Origin of the sequence: Planctomonas sp. JC2975, from assembly GCF_012985205.1 — a bacterium.
GTDB lineage: Bacteria > Actinomycetota > Actinomycetes > Actinomycetales > Microbacteriaceae > Humibacter.
Window position 1 is genome coordinate 22,264 of sequence record NZ_JABEKS010000002.1, and the last position, 22,622, is coordinate 44,885.

22 protein-coding genes are annotated in these 22,622 nt (G+C 68.4%); 11 read left to right on the plus strand and 11 right to left on the minus strand.

From position 1 onward, the window contains the following. Positions 1–10: 10 nt before the first annotated feature. Positions 11–538, minus strand: coding sequence for a carboxymuconolactone decarboxylase family protein (locus HII28_RS13640; RefSeq protein ID WP_205864935.1), 528 nt, complete (start codon positions 536–538; stop codon positions 11–13). 174 nt (positions 539–712) lie between these two features. Here HII28_RS13640 and HII28_RS13645 point away from each other — a divergent pair, with 174 nt between their 5' ends. The 6 genes from HII28_RS13645 (at position 713) to HII28_RS13670 (ending at position 7,528) form a co-directional block, all read left to right on the plus strand. Next, positions 713–1,612: a sigma-70 family RNA polymerase sigma factor gene (locus HII28_RS13645; RefSeq protein ID WP_170026168.1), complete on the plus strand. Its 900-nt coding sequence runs from the start codon at positions 713–715 to the stop codon at positions 1,610–1,612. A gap of 99 nt (positions 1,613–1,711) precedes the next feature. Further along, complete coding sequence (locus HII28_RS13650) at positions 1,712–2,281, plus strand: MarR family winged helix-turn-helix transcriptional regulator (RefSeq protein ID WP_205864936.1); 570 nt, start codon at positions 1,712–1,714, stop codon at positions 2,279–2,281. Beyond that, on the plus strand, positions 2,278–3,693 hold the full coding sequence (locus HII28_RS13655; protein ID WP_170026169.1) for an MFS transporter: 1,416 nt from the start codon (positions 2,278–2,280) through the stop codon (positions 3,691–3,693). Before HII28_RS13650 ends, HII28_RS13655 begins: the two co-directional genes overlap by 4 nt. 88 nt (positions 3,694–3,781) lie before the next feature. After that, the gene (locus tag HII28_RS13660; RefSeq protein WP_170026170.1) at positions 3,782–4,984 is read left to right on the plus strand and encodes an acyltransferase; all 1,203 of its coding nucleotides are present in this window, start codon (positions 3,782–3,784) and stop codon (positions 4,982–4,984) included. 135 nt (positions 4,985–5,119) lie between these two features. Continuing rightward, positions 5,120–6,436 carry an aspartate kinase gene (locus HII28_RS13665; protein WP_170026171.1) on the plus strand — a complete coding sequence of 439 codons (1,317 nt, stop codon included), beginning with the start codon at positions 5,120–5,122 and terminating at the stop codon, positions 6,434–6,436. Between the two features lie 153 nt (positions 6,437–6,589). Beyond that, positions 6,590–7,528 (plus strand): SDR family NAD(P)-dependent oxidoreductase, encoded by a 939-nt coding sequence (locus tag HII28_RS13670; protein WP_170026172.1) that lies wholly within the window; start codon positions 6,590–6,592, stop codon positions 7,526–7,528. A 12-nt stretch (positions 7,529–7,540) separates the two neighbouring features. Here HII28_RS13670 and HII28_RS13675 read toward each other — a convergent pair whose 3' ends face one another. From HII28_RS13675 to HII28_RS13685, 3 genes are all read right to left on the minus strand, one after another. Then, positions 7,541–8,293, minus strand: a complete 753-nt coding sequence (locus tag HII28_RS13675; protein ID WP_170026173.1) for a glucose 1-dehydrogenase — start codon at positions 8,291–8,293, stop codon at positions 7,541–7,543. A gap of 162 nt (positions 8,294–8,455) precedes the next feature. Beyond that, entirely contained in the window at positions 8,456–9,202 is a 747-nt protein-coding gene (locus tag HII28_RS13680; RefSeq protein WP_170026174.1) for a glucose 1-dehydrogenase, read from the minus strand. Positions 9,203–9,231: 29 nt separating this feature from the next. Next, positions 9,232–9,699: a MarR family transcriptional regulator gene (locus HII28_RS13685; RefSeq protein WP_170026175.1), complete on the minus strand. Its 468-nt coding sequence runs from the start codon at positions 9,697–9,699 to the stop codon at positions 9,232–9,234. Between the two features lie 134 nt (positions 9,700–9,833). Here HII28_RS13685 and HII28_RS13690 point away from each other — a divergent pair, with 134 nt between their 5' ends. After that, positions 9,834–10,505 carry a pentapeptide repeat-containing protein gene (locus HII28_RS13690; RefSeq protein ID WP_170026176.1) on the plus strand — a complete coding sequence of 224 codons (672 nt, stop codon included), beginning with the start codon at positions 9,834–9,836 and terminating at the stop codon, positions 10,503–10,505. A 33-nt stretch (positions 10,506–10,538) separates the two neighbouring features. Here the strand turns inward: HII28_RS13690 and HII28_RS13695 are convergent, their stop codons facing one another. The 3 genes from HII28_RS13695 to HII28_RS13705 form a co-directional block, all read right to left on the minus strand. Continuing rightward, positions 10,539–11,435: an SGNH/GDSL hydrolase family protein gene (locus tag HII28_RS13695; protein WP_170026177.1), complete on the minus strand. Its 897-nt coding sequence runs from the start codon at positions 11,433–11,435 to the stop codon at positions 10,539–10,541. Between the two features lie 14 nt (positions 11,436–11,449). Continuing rightward, entirely contained in the window at positions 11,450–13,291 is a 1,842-nt protein-coding gene (locus tag HII28_RS13700; RefSeq protein ID WP_170026178.1) for a site-specific DNA-methyltransferase, read from the minus strand. 101 nt (positions 13,292–13,392) lie between these two features. After that, a complete protein-coding gene (locus tag HII28_RS13705) occupies positions 13,393–14,142 on the minus strand; it encodes an SDR family oxidoreductase (protein ID WP_170026179.1) in 750 nt (249 codons plus the stop codon). Positions 14,143–14,322: 180 nt separating this feature from the next. Here HII28_RS13705 and HII28_RS13710 point away from each other — a divergent pair, with 180 nt between their 5' ends. The 3 genes from HII28_RS13710 to HII28_RS13720 all read left to right on the plus strand — a co-directional run bounded on the left by HII28_RS13710 (position 14,323) and on the right by HII28_RS13720 (position 17,884). After that, a complete protein-coding gene (locus tag HII28_RS13710; RefSeq protein WP_170026180.1) occupies positions 14,323–15,624 on the plus strand; it encodes an L-fuconate dehydratase in 1,302 nt (433 codons plus the stop codon). Then, positions 15,621–16,592, plus strand: coding sequence for an aldo/keto reductase (locus HII28_RS13715; protein WP_170026181.1), 972 nt, complete (start codon positions 15,621–15,623; stop codon positions 16,590–16,592). Before HII28_RS13710 ends, HII28_RS13715 begins: the two co-directional genes overlap by 4 nt. 500 nt (positions 16,593–17,092) lie before the next feature. Beyond that, positions 17,093–17,884 carry a hypothetical protein gene (locus HII28_RS13720; protein WP_170026182.1) on the plus strand — a complete coding sequence of 264 codons (792 nt, stop codon included), beginning with the start codon at positions 17,093–17,095 and terminating at the stop codon, positions 17,882–17,884. Positions 17,885–17,950: 66 nt separating this feature from the next. Here HII28_RS13720 and HII28_RS13725 read toward each other — a convergent pair whose 3' ends face one another. From HII28_RS13725 to HII28_RS13735, 3 genes are read right to left on the minus strand one after another with little or no spacing between them, the layout of a single operon-like run. After that, positions 17,951–18,910: an amidohydrolase family protein gene (locus tag HII28_RS13725; RefSeq protein ID WP_170026183.1), complete on the minus strand. Its 960-nt coding sequence runs from the start codon at positions 18,908–18,910 to the stop codon at positions 17,951–17,953. A 26-nt stretch (positions 18,911–18,936) separates the two neighbouring features. Further along, positions 18,937–19,302 (minus strand): L-rhamnose mutarotase, encoded by a 366-nt coding sequence (locus HII28_RS13730; protein ID WP_170026184.1) that lies wholly within the window; start codon positions 19,300–19,302, stop codon positions 18,937–18,939. A gap of 28 nt (positions 19,303–19,330) precedes the next feature. Continuing rightward, positions 19,331–20,023: a FadR/GntR family transcriptional regulator gene (locus HII28_RS13735; RefSeq protein ID WP_170026185.1), complete on the minus strand. Its 693-nt coding sequence runs from the start codon at positions 20,021–20,023 to the stop codon at positions 19,331–19,333. A 200-nt stretch (positions 20,024–20,223) separates the two neighbouring features. On the opposite strand from HII28_RS13735, the gene HII28_RS13740 reads away from it, so the two are divergent. Then, a complete protein-coding gene (locus tag HII28_RS13740) occupies positions 20,224–21,309 on the plus strand; it encodes an aspartate-semialdehyde dehydrogenase (protein ID WP_170026186.1) in 1,086 nt (361 codons plus the stop codon). 7 nt (positions 21,310–21,316) lie between these two features. Here HII28_RS13740 and HII28_RS13745 read toward each other — a convergent pair whose 3' ends face one another. Beyond that, positions 21,317–22,615: an amino acid permease gene (locus tag HII28_RS13745; RefSeq protein ID WP_170026187.1), complete on the minus strand. Its 1,299-nt coding sequence runs from the start codon at positions 22,613–22,615 to the stop codon at positions 21,317–21,319. Positions 22,616–22,622: the final 7 nt, after the last annotated feature.

Below are 22,622 nucleotides of genomic sequence, written 5' to 3' on the forward strand. Positions count from 1 at the left end.
ACCCGGCGAGTCAGCGCTTGCCGGCCGGCTGGCGGATCGCCGCGTTGATGCGGTTCCACACGTTGATCGTGCCGATCGAGAACAGCAGCGCGGAGATCTCCTTGTTGCTGAAGAGGCCCTTGACCTCGTTCCACAGCTCGTCGGAGACCGGATCCGGACGGTCAGCAAGCCGGGTCAGCGCCTCCGTGAAGGCCAGCGCCGCGCGCTCCCGCGCGGTGAAGTACGGAGCTTCGCGCCAGGATGCCACGGCCGCGATGCGCTCGTCGCTCGCGCCGTCGTCCTCCCGCAACTCGCGCGTGTGCTCGACGGTGCACCACGAGCATCCGTTGATCTGGCTGGCCCGCAAGGTCACCAGGTGCAGGATCGCCTCGGGAAGATCGGTGGAGTGGGTCGCCTTGTTCATCGCGGTGAGCGCATCCATGCCGCCTTCCAGCAGGAATGCGGGGTGCGGCATGCGCGCCTTCACCTCGACCAGTGGCTCCGCGTCCACAATCTCAGCGGTGTCCGCGAGGTCAGAAGTAGCAGTGGTGTTGGTCATGATGATCTCCCTGTTGTCATGAGTGCTGATGTCGGGACTGCTGTCGCCTGCACTGTCGCCGCTGCGCAGTCGCCGAGGCCGGTCGCCGATCGTGCGTCGGCGGTCACGTCTGGCGGCGACTGCGGGTCATACCGGCGAACACACTGATGACCAGCGACAAGAAGGAAACGTGACATGTCCGATCAGATTCGTCTCGCCGAACGATTCGAGGAGCATCGCGGTCGGCTGCACAGCCTCGCATACCGCATGCTCGGGTCCGATGCCGAAGCGGATGACGCGGTGCAGGAGACCTGGATCCGCCTGTCCCGCACGGGCGACGACGACATCGAGAACCTCGGCGGATGGCTCACCACTGCGGCCTCCCGCGTATGCCTCAACATGCTGAGGTCGCGCACAACGCGCGGCGAGACGGACTACGACGAGCAGTTGCCCGATCCCGTCGTGGAGTCGGCCGACGTGCTCGCGGATCCGGAAAGCTCCGCCCAGCTCTCGGATGCCGTCGAGACCGCCCTGCTGATCGTGCTGAGCCGGCTGAGCCCGGCGGAACGAGTGGCGTTCGTGCTGCACGACACGTTCGACGTGCCGTTCGAACAGATCGGTGAACTGCTCGACCGGGCGCCGGAGGCGGCCCGCCAGCTGGCGAGCCGGGCGAGGCGACGAGTGCGAGCGGATGCCGGCGCTCCCGACACCGACACCCGTCAGGTCGGCGCCCGCCACACCGGCGCCGGGCCGTATGGTCGCCGCGTGGTCGACGCGTTCTTCGCCGCGGCGCACGAGGGCGACTTCGACCGGCTCGTTGCGCTTCTCGCTCCTGACGTCGCTCTCCGCGTCGACGGAGGGCCTTCGGCCTCCGTGATCGTGCGCGGCAACGAGACCGTCGCATCGCGGGCCATGATGTTCGCCAACCCGGACGCCGTGCTGCGGCCGGTCGTCGTCGACGGCGAGCCGGGCGTGCTGGTCATGGTCGCGGGACGTCCGACCTCGCTGATGGCGTTCCACGTCGAAGAGGAGACCGTCGTCGCCATCGACGCGTACACCGAGGAACGGCTGGCGGGCGTCGCGCTGCCGGTCTGACGGATCCGTCTGGGAGTGTCTGGTCGCCGCACGCAACCGCCGGACAATCGGCCGATCGAACGGATCGGCGGAGTCTGACAGCTCTGTTATATTAGCGCTGTGACATCATCCGAACCGCCAGAGGCATCGGCGCGGCCGCACACGATCGACGACCTGCCCAGCGCGTGGCGTCCGTTCCGAGCGCTGCAGCAGCGGATGGACGACGGCATCGCCGAGGCCTACACGGCACTGGGCATCGAGGGGGTGCCGACGCGGTTCAGCGCTGCGCTGATGTTCCTCGAGGACGGGGCCATGAGCATCCGCGACCTCGCCGAGCGCTGCGGCGTGACGCACTCGGCGATGAGCCAGTCCGTCGCAGCGATGCGCAAGTCGGGGCTCGTGGACTCGGAGCCGGGAGAGGATGCGCGCAGCCGCATCGTCTCGCTCACCGATCATGGCCGGGAGGTGGCGCCTCAGCTCTGGAACGAGTGGTACGCGACGGAGCGCGCGGTGCGAGAAGTGGCCGACGAGGCAGGGATCTCGCTGGATGAGGTCGTCACATCGATGAGTGCAGCGCTCGACCGCGAGTCCTTCACCGATCGCCTTCTGCGCCAGATGCGCGAGGACAGCACGAGAGCCCAGGGCTTCCCGACATCCCAGAGCTTCCCGAAATCCCAGGGCGACCGATGAGCCTGCGCGACCATCTCGTCGACGTCCGTCCGCTGCGCGAGATCCCGGCGTTCCGTGCGTTCTGGATCGGCACGACGATCAACGGATTCGGATCCCAGCTCAGCTCATTCGCCCTCCTCTACTACGTGTGGGAGCTCTCGCACTCGGCACTCATCGTCGGCCTCACGGGCGTCGTGCGCGCGGTGCCGATCGTGGTCGGCGGGCTCGTCGGCGGCATCCTCGCCGACCGGATGAATCGCCGAACGCTCCTGTTGTGCACGCGCGTCATCCAACTGGTCAGCGCCGTTGCTCTCGCCGCGGTCGTCTTCGCCGGCTGGGCCAACGTGCCGATCATCTTCGTCTTCACCGCGATCGGATCCGGCCTCGGCTCCATCGCCTTCCCCGCCGCCCAGACCTTCGCGCCACGCCTGCTCGACGGCGAGCGCCTCAGCGGCGGCCTCGCGCTCATGCGCCTCTCGTCGCAGGTCGCCGCGCTCGCCGGACCGTTCGCCGCCGGCCTCATCGTGGCGCAATGGGGTGTGGCCGTCTGCCTCGCCGTCGACGCGGTGACGTTCATCGCCTCCCTGTGGGGCATCGGCGCGCTGCCGAAGGATGCCGCCATGCCGGAGGCCGCATCGGGCGACGGCAAGGAGGGGCGCGGCATCCTCTCCTCCGTCACGTTCCTGTTCCGCACACCGGTGTTGCTCGGCGCTTTCGCGACTGATCTCAACGCCATGGTCCTCGCGATGCCCATCGCCCTCTTCCCCGTGATCAACGCCGAACGCTTCGGCGGGTCGCCGGCGACGCTGGGGCTCATGGTTCCGGCGATCGGTCTCGGCGGAATCCTCGCGGGAGTGTTCTCCGGACGCATCACCAAGCAGCCGAGACAGGGCGTCGTCATGGTGGTCAGCTGCGCGATCTGGGGCGTCGGGGTCGCGCTGTTCGGGCTGAGCGGATGGCTTCCGCTCGCGCTGTTCGGGCTCGTCATCGCCGGCGCCGCTGACACCGGCACCGTTGTCAGCCGTGGCACCATCGTGCAGCGGACGACCCCGGATGCCCTCCGCGGCCGCATGAACTCGCTCGACTTCCTCGTCGGCGCCGGCGGCCCGAGCCTCGGCGACCTGCGAGCGGGGACCGTCGCCTCGCTCACCTCCGGATCGGTGAGCGCATGGATCGGAGGCATCGCCTGCGTCATCGGAGCAGGGGTGATCGGCGCCGCGATCCCGAGCCTGAGGACCTGGCGGGCCGACGCCGCCGATACCGCCCACGCGGCCGACAGAGCCCAGGTGGCCGACACCGCCGAATCGGACGTCGTCGGTGAGAGCGAGGACAGGAGTGCCGCTCCGAGCCGCGCGGCTTCCGACGCCACTCTCGCAGCGGCGGCTGGGCGAGAGAACTCCGCCGACGGGACGGCCGGGGGCGCCCCAGCCTGAGACGAGCCGAGGGTTCGGGCACCGGCTGACAGGCCACGCACAGGATTCGCATACGGCGACCGCACGTTCGCGGCAGAGTCTGTCGGGTATGCGGGGGGCCGATGCGAAACCAGTGACGCGCATCCGTCCCGAGATCCAGGCGTTGCGGGCGCTCGCCGTCGTTGGCACGATCACTTTCCACACCTGGCCCGGTTACATTCCCGGCGGCGATGCGGGCGTCGACGTGTTCTTCGTGGTTTCCGGCTTCTTGATCACCGGGATGCTCGTGCGCGAGGTCGACCGCACCGGGGGCATCTCGTTCCGTCGCTTCTACGGGAGACGCATCCGGCGCCTGCTGCCCGCCGCGTACGTCGTGATCGCGTTCAGCGCGGTCATGACGCTCACGTTCGTGCCGCGCATCCAGTGGGGATACTTCTTCCACGAGATGCTCGCGGCCGCGCTCGGCGTGGAGAACTGGAGCGAACTGGCGAACTCGCAGAGTACGGATGCCGTGCTCCGCCATCTTCCACCGACACCGGTTCTCCACTACTGGTCGCTGGGCGTCGAGGAGCAGTTCTACCTGGTGTGGCCGGCGCTGATCCTGCTGATCGTGTGGCTCGTGCGGCGCAGCCGCCGGCGGGGATCGGGATTCCGCACGCAACTGCGCTGGGTGTTCGGCGTCGTCGCTGTCGCATCCTTCATCGACTGCGTGCTCGCCACGTCTGCGAACGTGAACCTCGGATACTTCGCCACCAACGCCCGCGCCTGGGAGCTGGCGGTCGGCGGACTGCTCGCACTCACGCCCGGGCTCGGGCGCCTGCCGATGCGAGCGCGGATCCTGTTCGGCTGGGCGGGACTCCTCGCGATCCTCGGCACCTACTTCTTCACCTGGGACCAGCAGCACTTCCCCGGCTGGTACGCGCTGTTCCCCGTGCTGGGCGCCGTGGCTGTCATCGCAGCGGGCACACCGCAGTCGGCGTGGTCTCCGTCGTACCTCGCGCAGTGGGCTCCGATCCAGGCGTTCGGCGATGCCTCATACTCGATCTACCTCTGGCACTGGCCGATCATCTTCCTCTTCCCGTTCGTCTCGGGGTCTCCGACGCCGTGGTGGGGTGTTCTGCTGCTCATCGCGCTCGGGATCGGCGTCGGCTTCGTCTCGAAGCGATGGATCGAAGACCCGTTGCGCAGCGGGGCGCGCTCCAGGGAAGGAACGGGAGTGCGCCTGCACCTGCATCCGACTGCGCACGCGGATGCGGGGAAGGCGACAGCGGAGCAGGGGTCGCCGGGCAACCCCACCTCCGCGGCCGGCTGACGGTCCTGCACGTCGCTTCGTGCGCAGACGCGCATTCCGCGACGCTTAGAATTGGGATACCGGGCGCGAGTCGCAGGCGGTCGTCCGCTGCGCCGGGTCCCATCCCCCTCAGGAGCATCCTTCAGGAGCCTTCACGTGGCATTGATCGTGCAGAAGTACGGCGGTTCATCCGTCGCCGACCCCGAGAGCATCAAGCGGGTCGCCAAGCGCATCGTCGAGACGCGCAAGGCCGGCAACGAGGTCGTCGTCGCCGTCAGTGCGATGGGTGACACGACGGACGAACTGATCGACCTCGCGCACGAGGTGACGCCGATCCCGGAGCCCCGCGAACTCGACATGCTGCTCACTGCCGGCGAGCGCATCTCGATGGCGCTGGTGGCGATGGCGATCAAGTCCATGGGCTACGACGCGCGGTCGTTCACCGGCAGCCAGGCCGGAATGATCACGGATGCCCGCCACGGGGCGGCCCGCATCGTCGACGTCACGCCCGGGCGCATCCGCGAGGCCCTGGACGAGGGTGCCATCGTCATCGTCGCCGGATTCCAGGGCTTCAGCCGCGAGTCGCGAGACATCACGACGCTGGGCCGTGGCGGATCCGACACGACGGCCGTCGCGCTCGCTGCGGCGCTCGAGGCGTCCGTCTGCGAGATCTACACGGACGTCGACGGAGTCTTCACCTCGGATCCGCGCATCGTGCCGCTGGCCAAGAAGATCGACTACATCACGAGCGAAGAGATGCTCGAACTCGCGGCGTCCGGAGCGAAGGTGCTGCACATCCGCGCCGTCGAATACGCGCGCCGCCACGGTGTGACACTGCACGTGCGCTCGTCGTTCAACAACGGCGAGGGCACCTATGTGCTCAACGAGACGACGGACGACTACGCCGAGAAGGTCGCGGCGCTGCAGGAGAAGATCCAAGAAAGAGGCGGGAAAGTGGAAGAGCCGATCATCGCGGGTGTCGCCACCGACTTGAGCGAGGCCAAGATCACGATCGTCGGCGTTCCCGACGTTCCCGGCAAGGCGGCCCAGATCTTCAAGATCGTCGCGAAGACCAACGCCAACATCGACATGATCGTGCAGAACGTGTCTGCCGCGGCCACCAGCCTCACGGACATCTCCTTCACGCTGCCCAAGGGCGACGGACAGCGCGTGCTGCAGGCACTGCGCGCCGAGCAGCAGGACGTGGGCTTCCAGTCGCTGCAGTACGACGACCAGATCGGCAAGCTCGCCCTCGTCGGCGCCGGCATGCGGTCGAACGCGGGCGTCTCGGCGTCGCTGTTCGAGGCGCTGTTCACGGCGGGGATCAACATAGAGATGATCTCGACGAGCGAGATCCGCATCTCGGTCGTGACCCGTGCCGACACCGTGGCCGAGGCGGCTCGGGTCGTGCACAAGGCCTTCGGACTGGACGCGGACACTCAGGCCGTCGTCTATGCCGGCACCGGCCGGTAGCGCGCCGGAGCTTAGTACGGAGACTCATTCCGGCCTCCGCAGCGACGCTCCTTCTTGCTCGACCGGACGCCGGAACGACGACGCCCGGAACCGGCTCGCGGGGCCTTGCGCCGACCGCTTTCTCAACGGTCGGGTCGGAAAGCGAGTCCAAGGGTGAGCGGCGCGAAACCGAGCCCGCTCGCGCCGCTCGGACGCCTCTCACGCGATCGGTTCGCGGGCACCAACGTGCTGATCACCGGCGCCAGCGACGGCATCGGGCTCGAGATCGCGCGGTGGATCGCCTCCGCCAGCGGGCGCATCCTCATGCCGGTGCGCAGTCGGGAGAAGGGCGAGCTGGCTGCCGCGCGCATCCGCGAATCGGTTCCGGATGCGCTCATCACCCTGTACGACCTCGACCTGGCCGACCTCGCGTCGACGCGCGCGCTGGCGGACCTACTCCTGGCCGGAGGGGAGCCGATCCATCACTACGTGATGAACGCAGGCCTGGTGCTCTTCGGCGACCGGATCCGTCATGTCACGCCCGACGGATTCGAGGTGCATTTCCAGACGAACTTCCTGGGTCATGTCGCGCTGACCGACGGCATCCTGCCTCTTCTGGTGGCTGGTCGCGCTCGCGTCGCGGCGCAGGTCAGCCTCGAGGGAGGGCACGGACGTCTCGCCTGGGACGACCTGCAGAGCGAGCGGCGATACGGTCCACTGCGGGCCTATCGCATGTCCAAGATCGCGTTGGGACTGTACGCGACGGAGTTGCAGCGGCGAGAGGGTGCTGCGCAGGGCATCACGGTGAACCTGTGTCATCCGGGAGTCGCTCCGGCGACGGCGATCGCTGCGCCGATTCGGGCGCTGCTCCCTCGCGCTGCCGTCGATGCGGTGACCCGGAATCTCGGCAACAGCCCGCGGCAGGGTGCGCTGACCGCGGTGGCGGCTCTGACGGCGGATGCTCCCGCACCCGCCATGTACGCACCATCGCACTGGTTCGGCGTGTCCGGTCCGCCCAGACGTCGGCCGCCGTTCCGCACCATGACGGATGCGCCAGAGGCGAAGCGCATCCGGGACACGGCGCTCGAGCTGCTCGGCGGCCGCGCGTCCTGAGCCTTCCGTGCGTTATTGCGCCGTGTATCCGCCGTCCACCACGTGCTGCGACCCCGTGATGAATGCGGCGCGGTCCGACAGGAGGAACGTCACGAGCTCCGCGACCTCCTCCGCCGTGCCGAGGCGTGCGATCGGGTGCAGGCCAACGAGCGCGTCATATGCCTCTTTCGGCATGCCCTGCAGCAGCGGTGTGTCGATGTATCCGGGGTGCACCGAATTGATGCGGATGCCCTGGCTCGCCACTTGCAGAGCCGTCGCCTTGGTCATGCCGGCAACGGCGTGCTTCGCCGTGACATACGGGATGGCGAGCGGGGTTCCGACGAGTCCGAGGATGGACGACGTATTCACGATCGCGCCCCCGCCTGCTTTGAGCAGCTCCGGGATCTCGTACTTCATGCCGTAGAACACGGAGTGCAGGTTCACGTCGATGAGCTTCAGGTAGCCGTCGATGTCGATGTCTTGGATGGCGCCCTGCGGTCCTCCGATGCCGGCGTTGTTGAGGGCGAGCGTGAGGGATCCGAAGGCCTGCACCGTGGCGTCCACGGCGCCCTTCACCTGCTCGGGATCACCGACGTCGACGCCGATCGCGATGGCGCGACCGCCTGCGGACGTGATCTCGTCGACGACCTGCTGGGCGGCATCCTCACGCAGATCTGCGACACCGATCGCCGCACCCTCCGCCGCGAGCTTCACCGCGACGGCCTTGCCGATTCCGGATGCCCCGCCTGTGACGAGCGCGACCTTGCCGTCGAATTCGTGTGCCATTGTTCTTCCTTTCTGTTACCTCTGCCCCTATTCGAGAACAGCAACTGTCTTCCGGAACAGCAGGGAAGCTGCTGTTGCGGCCGCGAGAGCGCGGTCACTGCTGTTTTCAATGCACGGCTGCCGCTGCGAATTGGCTGATGCGATCTGTTGTGTGGTGCGTGCTCAGTTGTGGGGGATTCCGGCCACCAGGCCGCCGTCGATCACGAACTCCGCTCCTGTCGAGTAGCTCGCCTCGTCTGATGCCAGAAACAGCACCAGCTTCGACACCTCGGCGGGCTGCGCTGCACGACCGAGCGCGATCTGCAGCCTCTCCGCCGAGATGTCGGTGGTCATCGGCGTCTCGATCAGTCCCGGGTGGATCGAGTTCACCCGGATGCCCGAAGGCCCGAGTTCGAGCGCCGCCGACTTCGTGATGCCGCGCACTCCGAACTTCGAGGCGACGTAACCGTGAAGCCCTACGGATCCGCGCAGGCCCTCGACGGAGGACACGTTCACGATGGATCCGCTCGAGTGCTGCTTCATCACGGGCACAACAGCTCGCATGCCGTAGAAGACGCCGGAGAGGTTGATGTCCAGGATCTTCTGCCAGGCATCCGTCGGGAACGACTCGAGCGGAGCGCCGTTGGCGATGCCCGCGTTGTTCACCAGGATGTCCACGGTGCCGAATGCGTCGACGGCGCGCTGCACGGCATCCGTCCACTGGGCGGGATCGGTCACGTCGAGGTGCACGAAGATCGCGTTGTCGCCCAGTTCGGATGCCAGTGCCTGCCCGTCTGCATCGAGAACGTCGGCGATGACCGCCTTCGCCCCCTCTGAGACGAGTGCGCGCACGTGGCTCGCGCCCATGCCGCGGGATCCGCCCGACACGATCGCGACCTTGCCTGCGACCCGGCCTGCCTGTTCTGCCATGTTGATGTGCCTTTCGTTCGAAGTGGAAGTCAGAGGGTGTCCGGCTCGTTGAATCGCGCCAGCGCCGCCGCGAACTCGGCGATCTGCGCGTTCGTCCACGTGGACATCCGCTCGGCCGTCTCGGCGCGGAGCTTCGCGATGGTGGAGTCGAACAGCTCGCGGCCCAGGTCGGTGAGTTCGAGCGGACGCCCGCGGCCCGGCGAGTCCGTCGTGCGGACGAGACCGAGCTCGACGAGTCGGTCGAGCTGACGGGAGACCGTCGAACGGTTCAGTGCGAAGGCGGTGGCGACGTCCGTCGAACGGATGCCCGGCCGCTCGGCCAGGTACGCCATGATCGACTGCTCGGCCTCGGTCAGGTCCGGTCCTGCTGAGTGCTCCTCGATGACGCGGGCGCTGATCACGCCGCGCCGGGACACGACGATGAGCTCGTGCAGGATGTGCGCCACCGCTTCGTCGCGCTCGCTGCGAATCGGTGCGGCTCCGTGTGATTCGACCATTCCGATCACCCCCTCGATGCCTCGAGCCTACGCCGTCGTGTTGCGTTATGCAACAAAGTGGACTTCGGGTGAACGGCCTTCGACCGCTCCGCTCCACGCTCAGCGAGGTCGCACGTCCGTGTTACCGTCGCGCCATGCCCCGGCCGAAACCCCTAGCCGCTCCGCGCATCGACCGCTTCGAGCTGCTCGATGTCGCGGATGCTCCGCCTTCCGCCCTCCGTTCGCATTCGGTCCACGAGGCTGTCGCCTTCGCCTCGCCAGACGATCCGCACGTGCTCGAGGGGTCGGACCTGTCGGGAATCGAACTGTCCGAGTGCGTGCTGTCGGGCCTCGACCTCAGCGATGTACGGATCATCGACTCGCGCCTGCGGGAGACGCGGCTGGACGGGGTGACGGCATCCGTCATGGCTGCACAGGGCGGTGACTGGCGAGACGTCGAGGTGCTCGGCTCACGTATCGGCGCCGCCGAGCTGTACGAGAGCACCTGGCACTCGGTGCGACTGCACGGATGCAAGCTGGGGTTCGTGAACCTGCGGGCATCAGAGCTCGTCGACGTCGTCTTCGAGGACTGCACGATCGACGAGCTCGATCTCGGCGACGCGAAGGCGACGCGTCTCGCGTTCCCGGGATGCCGCATCGGCGTTCTCGAGGCATCCCACGTCCGTTTCGCCGATGTCGATCTACGCGGCGCCGACCTCGAACAGGTGCGAGGGGTCGCCTCCCTGCGCGGCGCGGCCGTGTCGTTCGATCAGCTTCTGGGACTGGCGCCCGCGCTGGCCGACGAGCTGGGCATCCGGGTGGTGTGACCGATCGCGCAGGTGCAACGCGCGGGCGGGCCGTCAGCGGACGAAGTCGCCCAACACCGTTGCGTACTGCGCATAGCCGGCAGCTGTGGGGTGGAAGGCGTTCGGCCCGGTGAGCACGAACCAGGGCTTGGGACTGTTGACGCCGTGGCCGATGAACGACACGTCGACGAAGTGGATGTCGGTTCCGGCATCCCGCTGCTGGGCGACGGCCTTCTCGATGGTCGCGTCGAGCGAGGCGACGGCGGCGTCGACGGCGATCGCGGCGGAGACCTGGTCCGATCCGATCGTCTTCTCGGTGATCGTCGGCAGATCGTAGAACAGCGGATAGTCGGCGACCAGGATGCGCGCGTTCGGCGCCGCCTTCGCGATCGCCTTGTACGTCTTCTCGAGCTTCGTCGGCAGCGTCTTCAGCAGAGAAACCGAGGTCGCCACCGCGGCCCTGCAGGTGGATGTCTCGCCGCGCGCGCACGCCGACGGCAGGGCCGAGACGTTGAGGTCGTTGCCGCCGATGGTGATGGTCACGAGCTCGACCTGCGGATCGAGCGCGGCGATCTGCGTCGACAGCACGTCCGTGGTCGTCGCGCCCGAGCACGCGACGAACCGCGCCAGCTCGATGGTCTTCGCCTTCGCCAATTGCTGCGGGAACGCGTGAGGACTCCGCAGACAACGGCCGATCTCGCTCCCGCCTCCCATTCCGGCCGAGTACGAGTCTCCGAGGGCCGCGTACCGCAACGGATCCGCCGCCGTCGGAGTGCGCATCGTCGAGGTCGGGGCCGGCAACGGGGTCGCGGTCGCGGTCGGTGCGGACGGGGCGCCGGATGCCGGTGACCCGCTCTGACCCGAACCCGAGCAGCCTGTGAGGAGGACGGCGACGAGGCCAAGAGCGCAGGCGGCCGCACGGGTGCGGGGCGTCGGGTTTCGTCTGCGCATCCTGCGAGGGTAGTTCAGGGCCCCTCGGGTGCCGTGGAAGGCTGCTGAGTCGCACCTGGACATGCTTCGAGCCGCTGCACGCGGAACCCCGTATCCATGGGCACGGGCATCGCATCCGATTGCAGTCGCTCGCCCGCGCGGCGCACGCGCTCGATCGTGACGTCGGCGAGGGTGTCGAATCCGGCCGCTGCGGCCTCCGAACCCACCGGCGACCGCTCGTCGAGCTGCACGAGCACGAAGCGACGGCGTCCGCCGTCGTCCGCGTTCTGCTCCATGACAGCCTGCGCCGTGGTGCCGGATCCGGCGAAGAAGTCGAGCACGAGATCGTCGCCCGACGTCGTGACGGCGACGAGCGTGCGCAGCAGGGAGACGGGCTTCGGATTGTCGAAGAGTCGGTGCAGGCCGAGCTCGTCGAGATCCCGCTGACCCGTGATCGTGTTCGGGCCGATGACAACGTCCTTCATCGTCATGCCGTCCACATCGCGAACCTTGGTGCGGATCCGCAGGGTCCCGCCCGAGACGTCGAACTCCAGCTCGTCGTGCTCGGCCAGCACGCGGCCACGGCTCCAGCGCCACGCGTGCCAGTCGAGTCCCGGCCGGTGGTTGTGGTGCGGCATCGCGGTGAGGAATCCGTCGAACGCCGTGTCGTCGTCGATGTCGGTGACCCGCACCTCGCCGGTGCCCGGATGGAAGTGGATGCGGAACACCATCGTCGGCGCCGTGCGCTCGTTGAACCGCGAGTTCGTGTTGTACAGCTCGTTCTTCGTGACGTAGGCGCCCCTCGCGTCGTGCTTCACCGCGTATCCGGGGTTGCGGTACACGGCGGGCATGAGGGCGTGGAAGTCGGAGGCGGATCCGCGGAACCGGGCGACGGCATCCGCGTTCCGTGCGAAGCACAGGATGTACTCGTGCGTCCCAGCAGGTCCGCCGTCCGAGATCTGCCTGCCCTTGAGGTTGCTCACCCAGACGATCGTGGCAAGCACGTTGCGCGCGCCGAACACCTCTGCGAGCAGCAGTTTCAGCTGCGCGACCTCGTTGCCGTCGATGCTGACGAACCCCACGCCGTCGTCGGCGAGCAGATCCCGAGCCAGGAGGAGCCGGGGGTACATCATGCTCAGCCAGTCGGAGTGGAGGTGACCACCGGAATCCGCTTCGCTCTGCAGGTCGCCGAACGCTTCGCTGTCCCGGGCGTCGGAGTTGAGGTGTTCGTCGTCGCGAGCGCCGGCATCCACAGCGCCGGCATCCACGGCTCTGTCGTACTGAGCTCTGTCGTCCGGGTCCTCGGCGCCGCGGCCGGCATCGCGGTCGCGCCGGCGGAAAGCACGGACGCCAACGCTGAAATCGTCGTGATACACGAACTCGTTGCGCGTGTTGTACGGCGGGTCGATGTAGATCAGCTTCACCGCGCCCGCGTAGCGGGGCCGCAGCAGCTTGAGGGCCTGGAGGTTGTCTCCGGCGATGATCAGATTGCCGGCGGTTTCCGCGCGCCGGACCGCTGCGCTGTCACCATCGCCGCTTGCGGACGCGTCGCCGCCTGAGGATGCCACGCCGACGGACGCTGCGACATCGTCGCGAAGCCGCATGGTCGCTTTTGTGTTCGCGCTCACGGCTGCAGCACGCTTACCGGGCCACTCGAGGCGATAACGCTCGCGAGGTCCGTCGACGACGACATGGGAGAGCTCCTGACGCAGGAGATCGAAGTCGATCGCGCGGCGGGCGCCGCCCGATTCGTCCGCCAGCTCGGTGATCACGTGCGGGAACAGCGACGCGATGGCGTCGATGTTCTGCTCGACACGATCGTCGGCTGGCGCGTGCGACAGGTCGTCGTCGCGGTATGCGCGCGGTTGGTCGGTCATCGCCCCTCGTCCTCGTGTGAACAACACACTAGGCGGCGGGAAACGGCACGCGCTCGCCGGCGTGGAGCATCCGGCCACGGCGCCTGCTGGCGCGGCGACGCTCAGCCGCGCGGACGCAGGCGCAGCCCCGACATGCCGCCGTCCACCTCGATGGCCGTGCCCGTCGTGGAGCCGGCTGCGGGGCTGGCGAGGTAGGCGACGGCATCCGCGATCTCCTCGGCGGCGACCAGCCGTCCGTGGGGCTGTCGCGCCTCCAGCGCCGCGCGCTCGGCAGCCGGGTCGGGCGCGGAGCCGAGCAGCCTGCCGACCCATGGCGTATCGGCGGTACCCGGGCTGACCGCGTTCACCCGGATGCCTTCGGCCAGATGATCTGCAGCCATCGCCCGCGTGAGCGACAGCACCGCGCCCTTCGACGCCGAGTACAGGGCGCGCTCGGGGAGACCGGCAGTTGCCGCGATGGATGCCGTGTTGACGATCGCGGCCGACGGCGACTGGCGAAGGTGGGGTAGCGCCGCCCGCGAGACCCGCGCCATGCCGACCACGTTGACGTCGAGCACGCGGAGCCATTCGTCGTCCGGATTCGCCGCGACATCGCCCTGCGCCCCGATGCCTGCGTTGTTCACGACGATGTCGATGCGGCCGAACTCGTCGACCACCCGCTGTACGCCGGCGACTACCGTCGCGTCGTCGCGAACGTCAACGCGCACGGCGAGGTCTGCGTCAGCGGCGTCCGGGGCGAGGTCGAAGACGGCCACCCGTGCGCCGTCTGCGCGCAGGCGGCTGGCGATCGCGGCACCGATGCCGGACGCGCCTCCCGTGACGATCGCGACGAGGCCGGTGAAGTCGGTCATAGTGGTCCTTTCGGGAGGGCTGCCCCGCAGCGCTACGAACGTCCGAGGTATCGCGCGCGTCGAACCCCGTCGTTGGCGATTCTTGCACGGATCCCGACGATTGACAGCCTAAACATCCGATGTTTAGGCTGGTGGTTGCATCCAATGGCCGCGCGCGAGCCACCAGACCCGAAGGAACCCATGAGCACGATCGTCGCCGTCGACACCAGGGACGTTCGCTTCCCGACCTCGCTCTCGCTCGACGGATCGGACGCCATGAATCCCGATCCCGACTACTCGGCCGCATACGTGAGCATTCGCACCGATGCTGCAGACGGTCTCACCGGCGACGCCTTCGTCTTCACCATCGGACGCGGCAACGACGTGCAGGTGGCCGGGTTGAACACCCTGCGCGGACACCTCATCGGACTGGACGTCGAGGAGCTGCTGGCGGACATGGGCGCGGCATCCCGCCTGTTCATGCACGACTCGCAGCTTCGCTGGCTCGGCCCCGAGAAGGGCGTCATGCACATGGCGATCGGCGCCGTCGTGAACGCGCTCTGGGACCTGCGCGCCAAGCGCGCGGGCGAGCCTCTGTGGCTGCACCTGTCGCGCCTCAGTTCAGAGGAGCTCGTCTCCCTCATCGATTTCCGGTACCTGACCGATGCGCTCACGCCCGAGGAAGCGCTCGACATACTGCGTGCCGCGGAACCGACACGAGAGGAGCGGATCGCCGAGCTCCTCGAGGTGGGGTATCCGGCGTACACCACGACCCCCGGGTGGCTGGGCTACTCGGACGAGAAGCTCGCTCGGCTCTGCCGCGAGGCCGTCGAGGCCGGCTTCGGGCAGGTGAAGCTGAAGGTGGGCGCGGACCTCGCGGATGACATCCGCCGCTTCCGCATCGCCCGTCAGGTGCTCGGCGACGGATACCCGATCGCCATGGATGCCAACCAGCGGTGGGGTGTGCAGGAGGCGATCGACTGGGTGAGTGCGCTCGCCGAGTTCGACCCGGCGTGGATCGAGGAGCCGACGAGCCCGGACGACATCCTGGGACACGCCGCCATCGCGCGAGGCGTCGCGCCGGTGCGGGTGGCAACCGGCGAGCACGTGCAGAACCGCATCGTGTTCAAGCAGATGCTGCAGGCCGATGCCCTTCAGGTGATGCAGATCGACGCGGCACGGGTCGGCGGCGTCAACGAGAACATCGCCAACCTGCTGCTGGCCGCCAAGTTCGGCGTCCCGGTCTGCCCGCATGCCGGCGGCGTCGGCCTCTGCGAGGCCGTCCAGCACCTCTCGATGTTCGATTTCGTGGCCGTGACCGGCACGATGGACGGCCGGATGATCGAATACGTCGACCACCTGCACGAGCACTTCGTGACGCCGACCGTCGTCGAGAATGGACGCTACGTCACCCCGACCGCGCCCGGCGCCGGCACCGAGATGCTGCCGGCGTCGCTCGACGAGTTCGAGTGGCACGCGCCGGAGACGGACGTGCGCGCGTGAGCCGCGACCCAGGCGTTCTCGATGGCCTGCTGCCGCTCGGGTACGGATCCGCATCCGTCGGCAACCTGTACCGAGCGGTCAGCGACGAGCGAGTCGCGAAGGCCTTGGACACCGCGTGGCTGGGCGGCATCCGTTATTACGACACGGCCCCGCACTACGGGCTGGGGCTGAGCGAACGCCGCCTGGGCGCGTTCCTCCGCGAGAAGCCGCGGGACGAGTTCGTCGTCTCGACGAAGGTCGGACGTCTGCTCGAGCCGAATCCGGCGTACGCGGGCGGGCGGGACCTCGCGCACCAGTTCGACGTGCCGGACGACCTGGTGAGGCGCTTCGACCCGAGTGAGGCGGGCATCCGGCGCAGTCTCGATGATTCCCTGGAGCGGCTGGGGCTCGATCACGTGGACATCCTGTACCTGCACGACCCTGACGTATACGACGTCGAATGGGGACTGCGCGACGGACTGCCCGCTCTGGCGAAGCTGCGCGACGAGGGGCTCGTGTCGCAAATCGGCATCGGAGTGAACGACGCCGCGGTCGCCGCCAGGGCCGTCCGCGAAGGCGATCTCGACCTCGTGATGATCGCAGGACGCTACACGCTGCTCGAGCAGCCGGCACTCGACGACCTGTTCCCCGCGTGCCGGGAGCGCGGCACGCGCATCATCGCTGCTGCCGTCTACAACTCGGGGCTGCTGGCCACGTCGACGCCTGCTACGGATGCCACCTACAACTACACCTCGGCGCCGCCGGAGATCATCGAGCGGGCACGCGTGCTGGGGGAGGTCTGCGCCGAGTTCGGCGTCGAACTGCCGGCGGCGGCACTGCAGTATCCGCTGCGGGATCCGATCGTCGCGTCGGTCGTCGTCGGAACGGCGAATCCGGTTTCCGTGCGGCAGAACCTCGACCGCTTCACGGCTGAGATCCCTGAGGAGATGTGGGCCTCGTTGGCCGAGCGGGGGCTCATCCCGGCGTGACGCTGGGTATCCGAACGGGCCGCTGAAGCGTTCGAGGTCGCGCGAGGAGGCGTCGCTCACGGATCTCCGACCGAGACGTCAGAATCCGCGCTCGCACATGCTTAGGCATCGCGCTTATTGACGCTTCGCGCTGCCCGGGCGGTGGTCACGATTCTGTCCGCGCGGGCATCAGGTCCGCGCGGGCATCAACGCCGGTGCGGCCGTCGGCGGCGAAACGTCAAACTGTGCGGCCGGAACCGCACGATCGTCGCGTTTGGCGTTTCACGGTCAGTGTTCGGGTGATGGGCGGCAGGGGCTGTGGAGAGCGGCGGCGGCGGATGCCACGTGCTCGGCAGACTCTCCGCATGACAGTGCCGCGGCCCCTTCCACCCCAGCTGCGTGGGTCTGCGTTTCGTGTATCCGAGAGGGAGTTCCACGATCTGACGCCGAGCAGGTTGCGTTCGAGGCTCCTCGACGCTCCGTTCCATGGTGTGCGCAGCGTTGGATTGCGTTCAGACGACGTGATCGATCTCGCGCGTATGTATGCGCCGAAGCTGCGCGAAGGTCAGCTGTTCTCGCACACCACGGCGGCGCGGCTGCACGGCATGCCCCTCCCGTTCCACGACCAGGTCTCGATGACCGTGCACGTGACGTCCGTTCGGGGAACGCGGGTGCGTGCCAGGGGAGTCGTCGGCCACGTGATTCCGGATGCCGTCGCCTCGTTCGTCGAGGAACTGCCGGTGGTCTCTCCGGCTCAGACGTGGTGTCACCTCGCGATCGCGCTCCCACCCGGTTACCTCGTTGCCGTCGGCGACTACGTGGTGTCAGGGCGTCGCTTGCCAGGCGGTGCTCGCACACCGGCGTTGTGCACGATGGCGGAGCTCGGCTTTGCCGTGCTCCAACACGGCCGACGCCGCGGCGCCACGGCGCTGGCGTGGGCGCTCCCGTTGCTGCGATCCGGGGTGGATTCGCCGCGGGAGTCCATGTTGCGCCTCGCGATCATCGCGAACGGATTGCCGGAGCCGACGGTCGGACTTCCGGTCCACGTTGCAGGCGGCCTGACCCTGCATCCGGACCTCGGCTATCCGGATGCGCTCGTCGCCATCGAATACGAAGGCGACGAGCATAGGAGCGATACGAAGCGTTGGCGACGGGATCTGCGACGGATCGCGCTCTTGGAGGAGGCCGGATGGCGCGTGATCAGAGCAACCGATGACGATATTGCCGATCCGACCTCCCTCATCCGCATCATCGCCGCGGCACTGAGGGATCGTGCGGAAACTGTCGTCACGAGAAGTCGGAATCCGGGCTGATCATGCAAAGCGGATCGCACTTTCTGACGTTTCGAGCGGAGGGCGGCCATCGAGGCCTAAGTCGCATCAGGCGAGGGCATAGAAGCGCGAGGCGGTGCCCGCCTCGATGGAGGCGACGCCGTCGACGTCGACCCCTGCACTGTGCGCCGCGCGGCGCACCCGTTCACGCCATCCGGCGAACGTCCCCGTCGCGCCCGTCAGCGCGCTCACCGGCCAGTCGCTGCCGAGCATTGCGCGATCCGGTCCGAACGCCGTGATCGCGTGCGCGAGGAACGCGCCGGCGTTAGCGTCGAGTACCTCGGTGTCGGATGCCTCGGCCGCCAGTCCGCTCAGCTTCACGTGTGCCGAGGGGAGGCGTGCCATCCGATCGATCGCGTCGGCCCAGGCGCGACCGTCCCGCGTGTCGATGCCGGCGTCGACGGGCGGCTTGCCGACGTGATCCAGCACGACCCGAAGGCCGGGGACTTCCTCGAGCATCGCGACCACGCTGCCGAGCTGCGGATGCCTCACGCAGAGATCGAAGGTCAGTCCGCGGTGCGCCAGCATCCGGAGTCCGTCGAGGAGCGCCGTGCGGCTCGCACGGTCGTGGAGCAGCTCGTCCGGCTCGTCCTGCAGCAGGTGACGGACACCGGGGATGCCCACGCGGCGCCCCTTCGAGCGCTGGTCGGACAGGCTCGGCCCGCGATCGGAGATCGCCGCCAACGCATCGAGGTGGCGCTCCAGCGCCGTGCCCGAGCGGAGGTCTGCGTCGGCGACGATCGCGGCGAGCTCCGGCCAGACATCCGCGAGCCCGAGCACCCAACGCACCTCGTCCAGTGCCTGATCGGACCGGCAGCCGGCCTGCACGAAGACCATGCGCGCGGTGGCACGCACCGCGCTGCGGTCGTCACGGTCGGATTCGCCCTCGTCCGGGTGCCCGCGGTCGATGTCCGCAGGGAGGAACGCGCGCTGCAATACAGGCGCGTCCGCCAGCCACGGGTAGTCGAGGCGGGCGGGATCCCAGACGTGGACGTGTGCGTCGATCACCCCGAAGGGTGCGCCAGGGCCGCCGTTCAATCGAGGCCCATGTCGGCGATCGTCACGTCGTGGTCGACGGCCCGTTGATCCTCGAGCCGCCAGACCGGTGCGAGCGGGGTGTAACCGGCGTCGCCGTCCGGGCCGAAGAAGTCGTCCACGAACACTCCGATGTGCTCCTGCCAGCGCGCGTCGGCCTCGTCCGACCGGATGACGCGCATCGCCGCCTCGAAGTCCTCGCACTCCACGAGGTGGAAGAGCCGGTCGCCTGAGCGCCAGATCGTCCAGTCCTGGATGCCCGCCCGATCGAACAGGTCGCGCAGTTCGTCAGGGACCCGGGCGTGCTCCCTCACGTAATCGTCGACGGCTCCAGGGAGGAGTGTGGAGTGCAGTGCGACTCTCATGAGACTCCGATCGTCATGGCTTCGGGCGTCAGGCTCTGCCGGTCGTGGCGTCGAGCGCTTCGCGGAGCCACTCCTCGATGCCTGCGATGTGCGCGAGCGCGAGCGCGGATGCCAGTTCCGCGTCGCGCTCACGCAAGGCGGCCAGGATGGCGCGATGCTCCGCGATCGTGCGGTCCGTCGCGTCCTGCTGGGTGAGCCCGCGCCAGATGCGCGCACGAACGGTGTTGCTCGAGATGGACTCGATCAGCTGCGCCAGGTAGTCGTTGCCGCAGGATTCGACGATCGCGCGGTGGAACTCCAGGTCGTGCTGCACGAGCGCCTCGATGCCTGCCTCCGAGTCCGCGTTGTCGATGAGGCCGGCGACGGCGTCGAGCTGCTCGTCGGCGATACGCGTCGCGGCGAGCTTGGTCGCCGCGGGCTCCAGGATGCGACGCACGCCGAAGATCTCCAGAACGGATCGGTCGTCGTGCAGGTCGATGACGAAGGACAGGGCCTCCAGCAGGAGCCGGGGCTCCAGGCTCGTGACGTAGGTGCCGTCGCCGCGCCGTACATCGAGCACGCGGATCACCTCGAGTGCCTTGACGGCCTCGCGCAGAGAAGAGCGGGAGAGCCCGAGGCTCTCGCTGAGTTCCTTCTCCGGCGGAAGACGGTCACCGGGCGCGAGACGCCCGCTCGTGATCATCTCCTTGATCTTGAGGATCGCCTCATCGGTCACTGCCATACGCGATGGTACCGCGGGCAAGCGCAGACATCCGACGTTTGTCCTGGTGCCGGCGGCCGACGTCTCAGTCGGCGGCGCGGGCGAGATGCCCGGGACCGTCTGCGACAATGGATGCTCAACCCCTCGATGGCGACGGTGGGCGCCGCATGCCTGCCGTGAGCGCATCGGCAGAGCAGGCATCCCACACATAAGGAACTCCCATGGGCAACGGATTCACCGTAGGCATCGTCGGCGCGACCGGTCAGGTCGGCACGGTGATGCGGCGCATTCTGGTCGAAAGGGACTTCCCTGTGGAGAAGCTGCGGCTGTTCGCGACCGCGCGTTCTGCAGGCACGACCCTGGAGTTCCGGGGCGAGCAGATCGTCGTCGAAGACGTCGAGATCGCCGACTTCTCCGGCATCGACATCGCCCTGTTCTCGGCCGGCGCCACCGGCAGCCGTGCCTACGCGCCGAAGTTCGCAGAGGCCGGCGCGATCGTCATCGACAACTCCAGCGCGTGGCGCATGGATCCGGCCGTCCCGCTCGTCGTGAGCGAGGTCAACCCGCACGCGATCGCCCAGGCGAACCAGGCTGCCGGCGGACGCGGCATCATCGCCAACCCGAACTGCACCACCATGGCGGCCATGCCCGTGCTCAAGGTGCTCGACGCCGAGGCCGGTCTCACACGACTGATCGTGTCGACCTATCAGGCCGTCAGCGGCTCGGGCCTCGCCGGAGCGCAGGAGCTGGCGGAGCAGGCGGAGGCTGCCGTGGCATCCGGTCACCTGCTCGACCTCGTGCACGATGGCTCCGCCATCGAGCTCCCGGATCCGGTGAAGTACGTGCGTCCGATCGCATTCGACGTCATCCCCCTCGCCGGCTCGATCGTCGAAGACGGTATGAACGAGACGGACGAAGAGAAGAAGCTGCGCAACGAGAGCCGCAAGATCCTCGAGCTGCCCGACTTGCTCGTGAGCGGCACCTGCGTGCGTGTTCCGGTCTTCACCGGGCACTCGCTGTCGATCAACGCCGAGTTCGCGAGTCCGATCAGCCCCGAGCGCGCTGTCGAGGTGCTGACGGATGCCCCCGGCGTCGTACTCGCGGACGTCCCGACCCCGCTCCAGGCGGCGGGCACGGACCCGAGCTACGTCGGACGGATCCGCCAGGACGAGGGCGCCCCAGAGGGCCGCGGACTGGCCCTGTTCATCGCGGACGACAACCTGCGCAAGGGTGCGGCGCTCAACGCCGTGCAGATCGCGGAGCTCGTGGCGGCCGACCTGAAGGCAGCAGCGCCGGTCGCATCCTGACGCGCGCTCAGGCGGCTCGGGTGGGACTCCGCCGTGCTCGATCGTCGCGCGCTCGCTGACGCCTGACCTTCGCGACCGCTCCGGCGGCGATCGCCGCTGCCGCGACGATGGCCGGATACACGAGGTTCGCGCCAGCGAGCACGAGCAGGCCGAGCACGAGCACGCACGAGAGCAGCGACATCCACCAGCCGAGGCTGCGCCGGGGGAGGAGCACGAGCGCGCTCGCGACACCCATGCCGTAGATGGCCGCCGCGATGCTCGTGTGCACGAGGATCACCGGCTGCAGGTCGGGGATCCACGCGACGATCGCGAAGTAGACGGCCATGACGGCCGCGCTCAGCAGCAGTCCACGGCGGGCGATTCCTCCCCGCTCCGCACCGTGTCCGAACCAGGCGGGCAGGTCGCCGTCGCGGCCCATCGCCGCACCGAGCTTGCTGAACGCCGCGAAGTACGCGTTGAACACCCCGACGACCACGATCACGGCAACGCACGCCACCACGAGACCCCAGCCGGGACCGAGCCCGATGGTCACGAGATCGAGCAGCGGTGCTTGTGTGGTCCCGACCCTGGGCCCGAGCACGCCAACGACCACGGTCTGGATCGCGATGTACGCGATCGCCACGATCACCAGGGCGAGCGTTGTGGCGCGCGGGATGTCCCGCCGCGGCCGCGCGAATTCGCCCGCGATCCCCGCCACTGCCTCCCATCCGGCGAACGCCCAGACGTAGAGGCTGATCGCGCCGCCGACCCCTGCCGGCCCGTTCGGCAGCACTGGCGTGAAGTTCTGCGGATCCGTGTGCGGTGCGGCGGCGGCGAGCGCGAGCACCAGGATGGCCATGAGCGCGGCGCTGAGCACGAGCTGCACCCATCCGGCGAAGCGCACGCCGAACACGGTCACGGCGACGGGAACGACGATGAGCCCTGCCGCGATCGCGATCACCGTGCCGCGACCACCGCCGACGATCGCGACGACGTATTGGGCTGTCATGATCGCGGCGATCGGAGCGCCGATCGGGGTGCCGAAGTAGAACCAGTAGCTGACGACGCGGGCGGCGGACGGCCCGAATGCCCGACGGGCGAAGGTGGCGACGCCACCGGCATCCGGATATCTCGTCGACAGCGCGGCGAACGTCGAGGCGAGTGGGATCGAGATCACGGCCAATGCGCCGACAGCGATGATCGCGCCAGGACCGGCGGCGCGTGCAGCGAGTGCCGGCAGCAGCAGGATGCCTGTTCCCAGCACCGCGGCCACGTACAGTGCAGTGCCCTGCGTGAGGCCGATCCCGTGGTGTCCGTCGTGCGTCATCGCACCA

Excerpts from the sequence above, each read along its gene's own strand:
- HII28_RS13640 (WP_205864935.1), bottom strand. The coding sequence starts at position 538 with ATGACCAACACCACTGCTACTTCTGACCTCGCGGACACCGCTGAGATT.
- HII28_RS13645 (WP_170026168.1), top strand. The coding sequence starts at position 713 with ATGTCCGATCAGATTCGTCTCGCCGAACGATTCGAGGAGCATCGCGGT.
- HII28_RS13655 (WP_170026169.1), top strand. The coding sequence starts at position 2,278 with ATGAGCCTGCGCGACCATCTCGTCGACGTCCGTCCGCTGCGCGAGATC.
- HII28_RS13660 (WP_170026170.1), top strand. The coding sequence starts at position 3,782 with ATGCGGGGGGCCGATGCGAAACCAGTGACGCGCATCCGTCCCGAGATC.
- HII28_RS13675 (WP_170026173.1), bottom strand. The coding sequence starts at position 8,293 with ATGGCACACGAATTCGACGGCAAGGTCGCGCTCGTCACAGGCGGGGCA.
- HII28_RS13680 (WP_170026174.1), bottom strand. The coding sequence starts at position 9,202 with ATGGCAGAACAGGCAGGCCGGGTCGCAGGCAAGGTCGCGATCGTGTCG.
- HII28_RS13685 (WP_170026175.1), bottom strand. The coding sequence starts at position 9,699 with ATGGTCGAATCACACGGAGCCGCACCGATTCGCAGCGAGCGCGACGAA.
- HII28_RS13690 (WP_170026176.1), top strand. The coding sequence starts at position 9,834 with ATGCCCCGGCCGAAACCCCTAGCCGCTCCGCGCATCGACCGCTTCGAG.
- HII28_RS13695 (WP_170026177.1), bottom strand. The coding sequence starts at position 11,435 with ATGCGCAGACGAAACCCGACGCCCCGCACCCGTGCGGCCGCCTGCGCT.
- HII28_RS13700 (WP_170026178.1), bottom strand. The coding sequence starts at position 13,291 with ATGACCGACCAACCGCGCGCATACCGCGACGACGACCTGTCGCACGCG.
- HII28_RS13705 (WP_170026179.1), bottom strand. The coding sequence starts at position 14,142 with ATGACCGACTTCACCGGCCTCGTCGCGATCGTCACGGGAGGCGCGTCC.
- HII28_RS13710 (WP_170026180.1), top strand. The coding sequence starts at position 14,323 with ATGAGCACGATCGTCGCCGTCGACACCAGGGACGTTCGCTTCCCGACC.
- HII28_RS13730 (WP_170026184.1), bottom strand. The coding sequence starts at position 19,302 with ATGAGAGTCGCACTGCACTCCACACTCCTCCCTGGAGCCGTCGACGAT.
- HII28_RS13735 (WP_170026185.1), bottom strand. The coding sequence starts at position 20,023 with ATGGCAGTGACCGATGAGGCGATCCTCAAGATCAAGGAGATGATCACG.
- HII28_RS13740 (WP_170026186.1), top strand. The coding sequence starts at position 20,224 with ATGGGCAACGGATTCACCGTAGGCATCGTCGGCGCGACCGGTCAGGTC.
- HII28_RS13745 (WP_170026187.1), bottom strand. The coding sequence starts at position 22,615 with ATGACGCACGACGGACACCACGGGATCGGCCTCACGCAGGGCACTGCA.